The sequence below is a fragment of the Pseudomonas fluorescens genome (genome assembly GCF_001623525.1).
Taxonomy (GTDB): domain Bacteria; phylum Pseudomonadota; class Gammaproteobacteria; order Pseudomonadales; family Pseudomonadaceae; genus Aquipseudomonas; species Aquipseudomonas fluorescens_Q.
The window spans coordinates 2,324,757-2,337,117 of the sequence record NZ_CP015225.1; the positions used below are offsets into that span (position 1 = coordinate 2,324,757).

Consider the following 12,361-nt stretch of genomic DNA (forward strand, 5'->3'; position numbering starts at 1 on the left):
GTTCGTGGCGCGCTTCATCGAAAGAGCGCGCCTGATGGAAGTCAGGCCGCGCGTGATGCCGCAGGGCTTACCGAAAGACCGCTCTCATCAAATAGATGGCAATGAGCGACATCAAGGGTGAGATAACGCCGGGCGGCGTACGGCACTTCGCAATCCCCCTGGACACGTACCGTCAGGCTTTCTCCTGAATCGACATTCACGTGGCAGAAGGTATCGCTGCCCAGGCGCTCGGTGACATCCGTCGTGACCGGCACTTGGCCTTCAGCGCTCAGGGTCAAATGCTCCGGCCGTATCCCGATCGTCACGGATTGCCCGACCGACAACGCACTGCTGTCGCGTGGAATGAGCAAAGTGGTTCCAGAGGCGAATCTAACCTCAACCCCCGACGCATGCACGGCATGCACAGTCGCCTGCAAGAATCCCATTTTTGGTGTCCCAAGGAAGCCGGCAACGAACAGGTTGGCAGGGTGATGGTAGAGCTCGAGCGGCGAACCAATCTGCTCGATCCGCCCTGCGTTAAGCACAACGACCTTGGTGGCGAGCGTCATGGCTTCGACCTGGTCATGGGTCACGTAGATCATGGTCGCCTGCAGCTCCTTATGCAGTCGGGACAGCTCCAAGCGCGTCTGTACACGCAGCGCAGCATCAAGGTTCGACAGTGGCTCATCGAAAAGGAAAATCTTCGGGTTTCGGACAATCGCACGACCAATCGCGACCCGTTGGCGCTGACCACCTGACAACTGCTTAGGCTTGCGGTCGAGCAGAGAACCAAGCTCGAGAATCCTTGCGGCCTCGGCGACCTTCCTTTCCACATCCGGCTTCTTCTCACCGGCCAGATCCAAGGCAAATGACAAATTCTTGCGTACCGTCATGTGCGGATACAGAGCATAGGTTTGGAATACCATGGCCAGGTCTCGCTTGGCGGGAGTCACCTCAGTGATGTCTCGGCCGTCGAGCTCGATCGTGCCGCTCGTGACGTCTTCCAAACCTGCAATCAGGCGCAACAGGGTCGACTTGCCACACCCCGACGGCCCTACGAACACCACAAATTCCTTGTCCTTAACCTCGAGATCGATGCCCTTGATGATGGACAGTCCCTCGAAACCTTTCTTGAGATTTTCTATTTTCAAAGTGGCCATGCGTAAAGTCCTGTATGAAATTGGAGCCTTCGCGAAATCATTGAATGCTCGACGTCGTCATTTGACGGCGCCAAAGGACAGCCCACGAACCAATTGCTTCTGACTGATCCAGCCGAAGATCAAGATAGGTGCACAGGCCAATGTGGAAACCGCGGAAAGCTTCGCCCAGAACAGGCCCTCGGGGCTCGAGTAGGAAGCGATCAGAGCGGTCAGAGGTGCGGCGCTGGAGCTCGTCAGGTTGAGCGACCAGAAGGCCTCGTTCCAGCACAGGATCATCGACAGCAGCATGGTCGACGCCAGTCCACCCTTGCTGATGGGCAGCAGCACGCGCAGCATCTCCTGTCCCAGGGTCGCCCCGTCCAGCCTGGCCGCCTCCAGAATCTCCCGGGGAATGTCTTTGAAGTACGTGTAAATCATCCACACCACGATGGGCAGGTTGATCAGGGTGTAGATCACGATCAGCGCGATCCGGGTGTCCAGCAACCCCGCCCCCTTCGCCAGAAGGTAGATAGGCATGAGCACCCCAACTGGAGGAAGCATCTTGGTCGATAGCATCCAAAGCAGCGTCTGCTTGGTGCGCTTGGTCTCATAGAACGCCATCGAGTAGGCCGCCGGCACTGCGATCAGCATGCACAACGCTGTAGCGGAGAAGGAAATCAGCACCGAGTTCCACGCAAAGTGGAAGTAGTCACTGCGCTCCTGGATGTGCAAGTAATTCTCCAGCGTAGGCATGAAAATGAACTGTGGCGGCGTAGCGAAGGCGTCGATCTCGGTCTTGAAACTGGTAAGCACCATCCAAAAGATCGGAAAGAACAACAGCAAAGCGGCGACCCAGGCCAAGGTGCCGAGCAGTAAGCTTTGCAGAGACCGGGATTGTTTAAGCGTCATCATGGCGTTGTCCTCAGGCTTTGTCGGTCAGGTTCTTGCCAATCATGCGCACTAGCACAATCGCCGCGATGTTGGCGATCACCACCGCAATCAGACCACCGGCCGAGGCCATGCCCACATCGAACTGCACCAGTGCCTGGTTGTAGATCAGATAGGCGAGGTTGGTCGAAGCGAACCCAGGTCCGCCATTTGTCGTGGTGAAGATTTCTGCAAATACCGACAGCAGGAAAATCGTCTCGATCATCACCACCACCGCGATGGGCCTGGCCAAATGTGGCAGGGTCAAATGCCAGAAAATGGCCAGGGCACCCGCCCCATCCAATCGAGCGGCCTCTTTCTGCTCTTGATCGAGCGACTGCATGGCTGTCATCAGCAACAAGATCGCAAAAGGCAGCCACTGCCAGGAAACGATGACAATGATCGAGAAGAGTGGGTAATGAGCCAGCCAATCGACGGGCTGCGCCCCGAAGAACTTCCATACCGCCGCGAGGATCCCGGAGACAGGGTGGAAGATCAGGTTCTTGAAGATCAGCGAACCCACGGTCGGCATGATAAAAAACGGCGAGATGAGCAGCACCCTGACTATACCGCGCCCAAAGAACTCGCTTGCCTCAAGCAAGGCTGCAATTAAGACACCAAAAATCACGCTGATCAGCAGCACGCTGCCCACCAATATCAACGTGTTAAGCGCTCCGGGAAGAAAACCCGAATCTGTCACGAAATAGGCAAAGTTCTCCAGGCCAACGAACTCGTTTTCCCCTGGATTGAGCAGGTTGTACCGGATCACCGAAAAATAAACGGTCATGGCCAGCGGCACGATCATCCAGAGCAACAAAAGTGCAACCGATGGCGACACCAGAAACCATCCTGGATTGATCAAACGGCGCGCGCGTGATGGGGCCGAGGCCGCAAGCTGGGCTCGAATAATGGACGTGTTCATGATTATTTACCTGTGCGGCTGTGACCGCCGGCGCTAAGCCGGCGGAGGTAAGGGGCTATTTATTTTTTGGGATAGCCCGCACGCTTCATCTCGCGCTCGGTTGTGGACTGGGCAGAAGCCAGCGCTTGCTCAACCGACATTTGTCCTGTCAATGCTGCGGAGAAAAGCTTGCCTACAGATGTACCGATCGACTGAAACTCGGGGATCACCACGTATTGAATACCCACGTACGGAACAGGTTTGGCTGAAGGCTGCGACGGGTCAGCGTGCTTCATCATTTGCAACGTTACCTGAGCAAACGGCGCGGCCTTGAGGTAAGCGTCACTGTAGGTCGAGATGCGTGTACCGGGTGGCACGTTCGTGATGCCATCCTTATCGGTAACTAGCTGGATGTACTCTTTGGAGGTGGCCCAAGTGACGAACGATTTGGCGGCCTCTTTGTGCTTGGAGGTGGCAGGAATTGCCAATGACCAGGCATACAACCACGAGGACCCCTTGTCGGTAACCTCAGTAGGCGCAGGAGCGAAACCTACGCTGTCCACCACCCGGCTCTGCTCCTTATCGGTGGTGAAAGATCCAGCCACGCTTGCATCAACCCAAATCGCGCATTTTCCACTGTTGAAAAGGGCCAGTGTTTCGTTGAACCCGTTACTGGATACTCCCGGAGGGCCGTATTTCTTCAGGGTATCAACATAAAACGTCGCAGCTGCCTTCCACTCAGGACCATTGAGCTCAGGCTGCCATTTCTCATCGAACCAGCGCGCCCCGAAGGCGTTGGCCATCGTGGTAAGCAAGGCCATGTTTTCGCCCCAGCCAGCTTTGCCACGCAAGCACATGCCGTATTGATCCTTCGAAGGATCATTGAGCTTGGCAGCGAACTCGCCCAGTTGCGACCAGGTCGGCTGTGCCGGCATCGTCAATCCTGCGGCCTTGAACAGATCGGTGCGGTAGTACGTGATGGTGCTTTCGCCGTAGAACGGCAGTGCGTAGAGCGTATCGTTAACGGAAAGGCCCTGGCGTACGGCAGGAAAGATATCGTCGACGTCGTAGCCGGCCGGGAGGTCCTTCATCGGCTCTAGCCAGTTCTTAGCACCCCACATCGGGGTCTCGTAGGTACCAATGGTCAACACGTCGAACTGACCACCTTGAGTGGCAATGTCAGTGGTCAGGCGCTGACGCAGAACGTTCTCTTCGAGTACGACCCAGCTCAGTTTGATGTCGGGATGCTGCTGTTCGAAGACCTTGGATAGCCGTTGCATTCGGATCATGTCACCGTTGTTGACCGTCGCGATGGTCAGCGTCTCAGCGGCATGGCTGGCAAGGGCGAATGACAGACCAGTAGAAAGAATTAGCGCATTCGTAATCTTCATGGGGCTCTCCACTCCAAGCCAGATGACCGGAGCTATTATTGTTGTTGTTCACCACTTGTGAGCAAAACAAGACCGCATTGCAGTGGTGGGCGAATTGATTAGATCACCTACCCGCCCCGCCCTCAAACGAATCGCGGACGCCGAATCGATACTTTTTTGATCGCGACAACCGGCAGCCACAAGGGTTAAAAAAGTATCAACAAGCTGCAATAGTTGGGCTAGCAGTGCCGGACGAATTCGGCGTATGGTTGGCGCATTCGATCCACCGCATAACTATAAAAAGGGGCACGAGATGCCTGATAACCGCGCTGCCTTGTTCGAGCACCGACCAGCCGACCTTGAAGTCATCCTTCCTGAACCCGATCAGAGCTTTCGATGGTACGAGCACGACTATCCATACGCCCTCGCCCGCTGGAACCACCATCCGGAATATGAAATCCACCTGATCCGACAAGGAAGTGGCAAGCTTTTGGCTGGGGATTACATCGGGCCCTTCACCGCAGGACATGTCGCACTGATTGGCCCAGGTCTTCCCCATGATTGGATGGGAGATATCGCGCCGGGGGAACAGCTCGTAGGCCGCGACGTGGTTCTGCAGTTTGACGGTGCTGCCCTGCTCGACCTCCAAGGTTCATTACCTGAGCTATCAGAGCTGAAAACGCTATTTGAGCTGGCACAACGTGGGATCGAGTTTACTGGTGGGACGGCCGTCGAGGCCGCTTTGCTGCTTGAGAGAATCGGCGAGGCGACGGGGCTTCAGCGCCTGATCATGTTCCTGCAATTGATAGGCACCCTCGCAAGGGCGCCAAAGCGCGAAATTCGGGTATTGGCCAGCGCCTGCTACTCGCCTTCGTTGAACGAGCGCAGCTCGGAGCGAATTAATCAGGCATTCGACTACTTGATCAATGAGCTCACGTCTGACATCCGGCTATCTGTCATCGCCGAGCGAGTTGGGATGAGCGAGGCCGGTTTTTCACGCTTTTTCAAACGAATCACTGGCCACGGATTCATGGACCTGATGCGCAAGCTGCGCATCCAGCGTGCATGTCGGCTACTCGTCCAGACACAGCTCTCGGTCGCCGAAATCTGCTTCGAGGTAGGCTACGAAAACGTCTCCAATTTCAATCGCCACTTCCGTCATGAAATGCATCAGACCCCGAGCGACTACCGGCGTACTACTGCCGTGAAGCTCTTCAACCGAGACAGTCTTCACCCATCGCTACCGATCACGCAGGTGCGGTGAGACCGCGCCTGTCGATGTGACGCACGATAGTGCCCCAGCCCGATACAAGAGAGAATGAATATGCAATTGCCGAGCGTTGTTGTGTTTGGTGAAGCACTGACCGACGTGGTTCAACACTCGCCCGGACGGTGGCAGGGCTATCCAGGTGGCGCGCCCTGGAACGTGGCCCGCGCAATGAGCCGCCTCGGCGTGCCCACTGCATTCGCCGGCTCGATCAGTACCGACTCATTGGGCGATGAGCTCGCACAGCAATCGAAGGCTGCCGGCCTGGACATGAGATTCCTCCAGAGAGTTGACGCCGACCCTCTGGTAGCTATCGTGCCCTCCAGCCACCCTCCCCGGTATTTCTTTGCGGGCGAGGCCGATCTACTTTTTGATGTGGACCAACTCCCGGCAGGTTGGTTGGATGCCGCTCGACTCTGTCACTTCAGCTGTATCAGCCTTGCCCGTCAGCCATTGGGGGACAGGCTTGTTGAGGTGGCCAGGAGGGTGAAGGAAGAAGACAAGCTGATCAGCTATGACCCGAACTGGCGCAACCTGATGGACACCCGCTACCGCGAGCTGACTTTCCCGGCCATGGTGGAGCTTGCAGACATCATCAAGCTCTCGGATGAAGATCTTCGCCAGATATACCCTGGATTGAACGAAGAACAGGCGCTTCACACGCTGCGGACGATGAATGCTAGTGCGCAGATTCTTTTCACCCGTGGAGCGAAAGGTATGGCGTTGTATGCTGCCGACGTGAAGTTTGAACAGCCCGCGATCGCCGTTGAGGTCGCTGATACGGTGGGTGCCGGCGATTCGAGTATGGCCGGATGGCTGGCCTCGACGTTGTTAGGCATCCAAGAGCCCCATGCACGATTGGAGTTCTCCGCTGCTTGTGCGTCGGTGTCTTGCTCGCATGCCGGGGCTTACGCGCCTAGTCGTGAAGAGGTGGAGGATTTGCTGTCAAACCGCATGCAACATCAGCGCTGAGGTTCGTATTGCGTACCGCCATTTTGTCAGGAAGGCGGGGCTCAAGAAGCACTGGATGGACTTTAGATCCCGGATGACGACTAGCCCGCCCTGCACGGGGCGTTTAATCCAAAATCATTCGAAGCGCACTGTTCGTGCCAGGCAGCCGTCCAGAACGTTTTGCCAGGGCTGTTGCTTCTAAGCGGCCACTTGTTTAGCCCAATGCTTGTTCAGATGCAGATCACCCACTGAGCGTTCCCGCCACCTCAGAAATATCCGTATACCTTTTTACTCGCTGCGAGTGACCAACCTGAAGTGCCGGATGGCCCTCTCGCCATGCGACTGGCCAGTTACATTCGCAGGTTTGTGCGCGAATGACTGGAAGCTGAAGATCCGGGCCCGTTGGGGCGAGCAAGTAGCGCCTGCATGGACGCTATATTGAAACTCTGGGAGCACCACGGGTTACTGCCCTGCGCGAATCAACGTCGCCCTGTGTACGGTGACGCGAGCCAGATTTTCAGACGAAGTCAAACAATTGAATACATAAATGAAGCCATGAATGAGACTTATGAATCAACGCAATGGGATATTGGTGCCCAGCCATCAATACAGCTCATGGTTATATGCGATCAGGTAGCTAGCTCTTGGTCATCCCTGTCGTAAAATCACGCCACGATTACGAAGCCACCTGCGTCATCGTCACTAGGCTCCACGCCCATTAGCCGTAAGGTTTTTTAAATGACCTGACAGCTCCCATAGTCACGCAGATCTCCCGGCCAAAACTACGACCGCATAAGTTCAGAATGAGGATTACAGCTCATATCCTCTGGAGTTATTCGCCGCAACGAATGGAGCCCCATTGATGCCCGATCCGATCAAGCTTGAATTTTCCGAAAAGTACGACGATAAGCACGCGCAGAGTTATTTACTCAAGCATCAGGACAATCTGGCCCGCCGTTTATCCCACAAACGCGACGAGCAATTGGCGCGTAGTGCGTTGGTCGCCGCTGGCGAGCCTGGCTTGGTGCTGGACTTGCCGTGTGGGGCCGGGCGTTTCTGGCCGTTACTGGCGCAAAAGCCTGGTCGCGTGATCATCGGCGCAGACAATTCTGAGTCGATGTTGAAGGTCGCAACCATCGCCCAACCGGCGGAGGTGGTGAAACGGGTTCGCCCGTTGCAGACCTCTGCCTTTGCTATCGATTTACCGGACAACGCGGTCGACAACATATTCTGCATGCGCTTGATGCACCACATCGGCGCCCCTGAGCACAGACTCGCGATACTGCGTGAGTTTCAACGCGTTACTCGCGACAGCGTAATTATCTCACTATGGGTGGACGGGAACTTCAAGGCTTGGAAACGCAAGCGTACCGAAGTGCGTCGTCGCAACAAAGGAGAACAGAACAGTTACCAAAATCGGTTCGTATTGTCGGCTACTACTGTCGAGGCAGAATTCGAACAGGCCGGGTTCCGCGTTCAGAAATCCCTAGACTTTATTCCGCTGTACGCCATGTGGAGAGTGTATGTATTGCGCAAAAAATAATAGGAGAGCTATCGGCCACTTATTGAGCTGATAAAGTTTATAGTTCATACCTAACGAATCACCGGGGAACTGGCGATGAGTTGAATTACAACGTAAATGGCCCAGCCAACAGTGGGCTACTTGCATTCAGCGCCGGGGGACAATGGTTGTAGACCCGCTCGTTATGCTCAGCAAGGTCCATGGTCCCCCTTCCAACAGACCGCCCCAGACACACCAGTGAGCACCGCGCCGATAATGCCACCGATGCTTTGCAAGCCGAACACGTCGACCCGTAGCAAAAAATCGTAAATAGGCGCCTGCAAGCACTCAGCCGAGAGCCAGAAATATGGCATCTGTACCGACGTGACACCAAGCATCCTAACGCTCGAACCTTGAGATTAGGACGACCTGGCGGACCGTACTTGCCGTCGTAATTGCACATAACTCAGCCGGGCTTCAGGGACGATGAAAAATCAAGCGATCCACTTGCGATCACCGGTAAAGCAAATGGTCAACCACCGCGTCGCGTCGGCTTGACCCAACCTGGCAGAAATCTGCTCACGGATCGCGTCCAGTTGCCCTACGGTTTGCAACCGGTAATCCGCCGGGAGCACGATATGGATCTCGATAAACCGCGCCCGCCCGTGTTTCTGGACATAGGACACATAGTCCTCGAACCCATGCTCTACCGTTGCCGCATCCATCACCTGGCGCACCGTATCGTCAAGTTGATCCGGTGCGATACCCAATACATCGCGCAAAGCCGGCCGCAGGATCTTGAAGGCCGGTGCCAGCATGCTCAGCGCCAGCAGGATCAGGATCAACGGGTCCACATACATCGCCCACTGTCCGTACCCCTGGGCCTTGAGCAACAGAGCGATCAGGAAACTGACCAGCAGGCCCACCGAAAGCATCGCGTCGACCAGCCAACTGATGTTGTCGAACTGGATGAGCGATGACTTGAGCGTTCGATTGCGATAGCGAACGTAGAAGAAATAGCCGAACTCGACGACGGTGAACACCGCGGCATAGATGATCACCATCCCCAGCTCGATTTCACGGCCACCGGTGATGATGCCGGACACGCCATTAGAGGAAGGCATAGATGGCGATCAACAGCAGGAAGCTGCCTTCGATCAGCAGGACCATGGGTTCCAGATGCCAGAACCCGAACTGGAAGCGGTGGTTGCTTTCCTTGGCGATCAACCTGGCCGTGATCAGCATCAGTACCTTGATGAAGGTAGCGACCAACGAGAAAAAACCGTCGAACAGGGCCTGGGCGCCGCGCTACTGCCCGCCTTGGCCGCGCTGGTGATGGTGCATTACGGATGGCGCACCGCCTACCAGGTGCTGGGCGCGCTTTCCGTCCTGGTGTCCTGGCCGGTAGCGTTCTGGCTGCTCAGGGACGCCGGCACTGACCGCAACCGCACCGAAGCCAAGGTCGCCGCGCCCTTGGTCGAGCGTAGCGTCAGCCAGTCCTGGGGCGACCGCGAGTTGTGGCTGGTGCTGGTGGGCTTCTTCGTCCTTGGTGCGGCCAGCTCTGGTGTCTTCGTGCATCAGGTGCGCATCCTGGTCGACACCGGCATGAACACACCCCAGGCGATGGCGATGCAGTCGGTGCTCGGCATCGCGCTGATCTTCGGACGCATCGGCACCGGCTGGCTGCTCGATCGCATCCACGTATCCAAGCTGATGACCAGCATATGCCTGGCCGCCGCCCTCGCCCTGCTGCTGCTCGCCCTCGGTGCCCCCTCGGGCACCGCCCCGCTGTGCGCCGCATTGATCGGACTAGTGATCGGCGCGGAATTCGACGTGCTCGGCTACCTGATCCCCCGTTACTTCGGACGCCGCTCGTTCGGGTCCATCTATGGACTGGTATATTCGGTTTTCCAGGTCGCGGCGGCTTGCGCCATCGGCCTGCTAGGCTTGTCGCGCAACTTGCAGGGTAGTTACACCGCAGGGCTGCTGGTGCTAATGGGGCTGTTGCTGGTGGGAGCGCAGATGTTCTTCCTGATGGGGCCGTATCGGAACATGCCTGAGCGGTAAGTCGGCAGGGTTTTCTTCGGACCGCACGGGAAAATCTCACACGATTCCCCGTGCGGTTTCACTGCCCTGCTTTCTCCGATTCGTCCCCGAGATCAGTCAACTTGCCACAATGCTCTTCCATCAACCGGATGATGATACGCATCGCCTGGTGAATGCCTGCCTTGTTGTGAGGCTCAGGTGCGGGTTGTGTTCGCAGTCCAGCAACTCGTCGTGCTGAAACACGCTTCGCCCGGGAGTTCAAGGATCCAGGCGTAGGACTGGAGGGTGAATAAACGTTCGTGGTCAGTCATAGGACACCTACCGGGGTTAGCGGGCAAAGGCTCCGAGCTAATAGTCCTTCAATCGGCACTCGATACTGTTCATGATGATCCCAGCCTAAATGTCCCTCCCTCGAACTCCGTCCGCGATAAACGCTCAAGCAAATCGGCATCCAATCTCGAATCTTCGGGCCGATACAATCGAGTCCGCTTTAGAGCGTCCTCCTGATCAATATGGGTGCCCAAGAAAGCCCACACCACTCGCGTGCATGTCGGTACGCGTTGGTCTGTAGCCGATACCCCTAGCTTCAGTCCATTGAGCCGAGACAAACGGCTTTTGTAACTAGGAATCAGGATGGTCTGGGTGATCTCATTATTCGTCAGCGATTCGTAATCGAGAAGAAACACTCGGTCTCGCAGGTAGTAGGCAATTCCCTTGTAAAGGTATCGCTCAAAAACTTCTTGCCCCGCCTCAACCGTTTGTACTCGTTCATGGCGCTCATACACCACCTGTCCAGCTTCCTCGCGCAAATGGACCAATGAGCAGAGGATTTGGCCGGGCTCGGTCATGGCGTAGTAGTACTCATGGTAGTACCCCAGCAACGTCGAGAACCGGTCTGATGAGCCTTTGCACAGATGATCGAACATCCTTATAGCAGCGCTCGTCGGCTCGGTTGTTCGAGAGCGCGATTGGACGCCAATCAAAGGGAGAAACCGCTCGGTTGGCAACGCGATCTCGCTCTCCTCCACGCCGAAGAAATCACAAATTCGCTTCAGGTTGTAAGGCGTGGGTCGGCTGCTGCCGTTCAGATACTTGGTGAACTGCCCTCGGTTGATCTTCAGTTTTCGGCACACCTCCGCGACAGATCGGTAGTGACAGCATAGGTGGTACAAGTTTGACGAAAAATGATCAGGCATACATGAAAGCTTTCAATTCCAGAGCGACAAGTTCATTAAAGTAGCAGCAACTCGCATCAGATAATGGCGCTTCGAGCACTTGCTTATGAGGAGACATTAACGAAATATTGCTTTCGCAAACCGTCGCGAAACCTCTTCACGTAAGTCACTGCAACATATGGTAAGGAATACCACATGCACGAAGTCATAAACGACTTCCTCCTAAGGAAAGGTCTTGTCGCTGTCAATTTCACATCCGTTTCACTATGTGTATTAGGCACGCAAGTTTCTTCAGAATGTTTCTGCCTATTACCCGCAAGGCAACCTCCTCATGCTCGCTGCATGCATCAGCTGAAATCTCTCCAAGACAATGCTTTGGAAGTGAGTTCAAGCCTGAACCGTGTTGATCCGCGGCGTCTTCGAATACTCGTTCACAACGCTTACGGTCCGCGAACAACGCAACGCTGCGGCCTCTCCAATGCAATATCTAGAAATCATCAGCTGTCTACCAGTTAAACGGGTATGTGCCTTGACGCATTGAATCTTTCGTCGTTCCCAAGCATGCAGTTCCATAGATGGACATTGCAGGATATGGAAAGACTCATGATCAAAATGAACAGTTCAACGGCACCAACACTTACTACCGTGTGCTAAAGGCGGCATTTAATCTAGCAGTCTGCCTGACATCCCTGCATGTATTCGTAAAGCTCACTGTACCCATGACACATTTGCAAACAGTTAACGAACTACGCCGTTGCTGAGCCCAACCATGACCTGACCGCTGCAACCAAAGCGCTCATTAGCGACGCTCGTTTGCCTTGAAACATTATTACCCGTGCTCTATCAGGCGCGATCAATCGTCAAGGAGTGTCAACCATGCCTATGCATATTGATTCAAAACCTCCCCTTCATGAGCTTCGCATATTGCGACTTTCAGACGTCGAGCAGAAAACGGGGCTCAAGCGCTCGTTCCTTTACAGCCTGATGGGTCAGGGCAAATTCCCAAAATCCGTCCGCTTGGGCGTTCGGGCCGTAGGCTGGAACGCCATGGAAGTCGATCAGTGGATTACAGATCGTTCAAACGATCGCAGCTAAGGAGTTATGC

The 12,361-nt window shown here is 55.5% G+C and carries 10 protein-coding genes and 2 pseudogenes; 5 read left to right on the forward strand and 7 right to left on the reverse strand.

Annotation, left to right across the window (positions count from 1 at the left end; translation table 11 throughout):
• Window positions 1-41 precede the first annotated feature (41 nt).
• Genes TK06_RS09830 through TK06_RS09845 form a run of 4 tightly spaced genes read right to left on the reverse strand, consistent with a single transcriptional unit; the run spans window position 42 to window position 4,337 of the window.
• Window positions 42-1,139 carry an ABC transporter ATP-binding protein gene (locus TK06_RS09830; protein ID WP_063321903.1) on the reverse strand — a complete coding sequence of 366 codons (1,098 nt, stop codon included), beginning with the start codon at window positions 1,137-1,139 and terminating at the stop codon, window positions 42-44.
• Between the two features lie 57 nt (window positions 1,140-1,196).
• Complete coding sequence (locus tag TK06_RS09835; protein WP_063321904.1) at window positions 1,197-2,030, reverse strand: carbohydrate ABC transporter permease; 834 nt, start codon at window positions 2,028-2,030, stop codon at window positions 1,197-1,199.
• Window positions 2,031-2,040: 10 nt separating this feature from the next.
• Window positions 2,041-2,967, reverse strand: coding sequence for a carbohydrate ABC transporter permease (locus TK06_RS09840; RefSeq protein ID WP_013692785.1), 927 nt, complete (start codon window positions 2,965-2,967; stop codon window positions 2,041-2,043).
• 59 nt (window positions 2,968-3,026) lie between these two features.
• Complete coding sequence (locus TK06_RS09845; RefSeq protein ID WP_063321905.1) at window positions 3,027-4,337, reverse strand: ABC transporter substrate-binding protein; 1,311 nt, start codon at window positions 4,335-4,337, stop codon at window positions 3,027-3,029.
• 292 nt (window positions 4,338-4,629) lie between these two features.
• Between TK06_RS09845 and TK06_RS09850 the strand changes: the two genes are divergently transcribed.
• The 3 genes from TK06_RS09850 to TK06_RS09860 all read left to right on the forward strand — a co-directional run bounded on the left by TK06_RS09850 (window position 4,630) and on the right by TK06_RS09860 (window position 8,077).
• Entirely contained in the window at window positions 4,630-5,580 is a 951-nt protein-coding gene (locus tag TK06_RS09850) for an AraC family transcriptional regulator (RefSeq protein WP_063325121.1), read from the forward strand.
• 60 nt (window positions 5,581-5,640) lie between these two features.
• Window positions 5,641-6,555, forward strand: a complete 915-nt coding sequence (locus TK06_RS09855; protein WP_063321906.1) for a carbohydrate kinase family protein — start codon at window positions 5,641-5,643, stop codon at window positions 6,553-6,555.
• Between the two features lie 841 nt (window positions 6,556-7,396).
• Window positions 7,397-8,077 carry a class I SAM-dependent methyltransferase gene (locus TK06_RS09860; protein WP_063321907.1) on the forward strand — a complete coding sequence of 227 codons (681 nt, stop codon included), beginning with the start codon at window positions 7,397-7,399 and terminating at the stop codon, window positions 8,075-8,077.
• 452 nt (window positions 8,078-8,529) lie between these two features.
• On the opposite strand, the pseudogene TK06_RS09870 reads toward TK06_RS09860, so the two are convergent.
• A pseudogene (locus TK06_RS09870) lies at window positions 8,530-9,328 on the reverse strand (cation diffusion facilitator family transporter).
• On the opposite strand from TK06_RS09870, the gene TK06_RS30745 reads away from it, so the two are divergent.
• Window positions 9,215-10,102: an MFS transporter gene (locus TK06_RS30745; RefSeq protein WP_086936619.1), complete on the forward strand. Its 888-nt coding sequence runs from the start codon at window positions 9,215-9,217 to the stop codon at window positions 10,100-10,102. The pseudogene TK06_RS09870 and the gene TK06_RS30745 overlap by 114 nt on opposite strands.
• A gap of 58 nt (window positions 10,103-10,160) precedes the next feature.
• On the opposite strand, the pseudogene TK06_RS33000 reads toward TK06_RS30745, so the two are convergent.
• Window positions 10,161-10,392, reverse strand: a pseudogene (locus TK06_RS33000) (hypothetical protein).
• A gap of 69 nt (window positions 10,393-10,461) precedes the next feature.
• Window positions 10,462-11,277, reverse strand: coding sequence for a helix-turn-helix domain-containing protein (locus tag TK06_RS09875; protein ID WP_063321909.1), 816 nt, complete (start codon window positions 11,275-11,277; stop codon window positions 10,462-10,464).
• Between the two features lie 861 nt (window positions 11,278-12,138).
• On the opposite strand from TK06_RS09875, the gene TK06_RS09880 reads away from it, so the two are divergent.
• The gene (locus TK06_RS09880) at window positions 12,139-12,351 is read left to right on the forward strand and encodes an AlpA family transcriptional regulator (RefSeq protein ID WP_086936782.1); all 213 of its coding nucleotides are present in this window, start codon (window positions 12,139-12,141) and stop codon (window positions 12,349-12,351) included.
• Window positions 12,352-12,361: the final 10 nt, after the last annotated feature.